The organism is Micromonospora sp. NPDC052213 (assembly GCF_040679695.1).
Classification (GTDB): domain Bacteria; phylum Actinomycetota; class Actinomycetes; order Mycobacteriales; family Micromonosporaceae; genus Micromonospora.
In genome coordinates this window covers 1-1,064 of record NZ_JBFAVI010000409.1, presented here as the reverse complement: position 1 = coordinate 1,064, position 1,064 = coordinate 1, and the positions used below count along the sequence as shown (strand labels likewise).

Below are 1,064 nucleotides of genomic sequence, written 5' to 3'. Positions count from 1 at the left end.
CCGGATCCACCAGCTCCAGCGGCTCCGCGACCGCGCCGGTCACATTCGACACGATCGGCACCCGCGGCACCCGCCAGTCCAGCCCCGCCACCACCGACGCGAACTCGTCCAACATCGGATCCATCAACCGCGAATGGAACGCGTGACTGACCGCCAGTTCCTTGACCCGCCAACCCCGCTCACGGCAGGCCCCCACCACCGAGGCCACCTCATCGGCCGCGCCCGAGACGACCACCGACGCGGGGCCGTTGACCGCCGCGATGTCCACGGCCGCGCCCGACGCGCCGAGCAACTCGGCGACAGCCTCCTCCGACGCACCGACCGCCGCCATCACCCCACCCGACGGCAGAGCCTGCATCAACCGACCCCGCGCCGCCACCAGGGAACAGGCATCCGCCAACGACAACATCCCCGACACGTACGCCGCCGTCACCTCACCGATCGAATGACCCGCCAGGAAATCAGCCCGCACACCCCACGACGACAACAACTCCCACAACGCCACCTCCACCGCGAACAACCCCGCCTGCGCGAACACCGTCTGATCCACCAGAGCCCCATCGGCGGTGCCCGGCTCGGCGAACACGACCTCCCGCAACGCCCGCGGCAACAAACCCTCAAACCCCGCACACACCCCGTCGAAGGCCTGCGCGAACACCGGGAACGTCTCGTACAGCTCCCGGCCCATGCCCACACGCTGCGAACCCTGACCCGTGAACAACACCGCCCGACGACCCGCCGACACCACACCCGCAGACCGGCCCTCGGCAACAGCCGACAGCCCGGCCACCAGCTCGTCCACGTCCGAGCCCCACACCACCGCGCGGTGCTCCAACGCCGCCCGAGTCGTCGCCAACGACCACGACACATCCACCGGCGACAGACCACGACCACGCACGAACGACGCCAACCGCCCGGCCTGACCCGACAGACCCCGCTCCGAACGCCCCGACAGCACCCACGGCACCGGCAACCCGACCGGCGCGGCAGGCCCCGCGGCGTGCTCCGGCTCCGCCTGCTCGATGATCACGTGCGCGTTCGTCCCCGAGATGCCGAACGACGAC

The 1,064-nt window shown here is 70.8% G+C and carries 1 protein-coding gene; it reads right to left on the bottom strand.

Annotated features, from left to right (window positions below):
* Positions 1–1,064, bottom strand: a 1,064-nt coding sequence (locus tag AB0L34_RS34335; RefSeq protein ID WP_363709842.1) for an acyltransferase domain-containing protein, incomplete at both ends; no start/stop codon positions are given.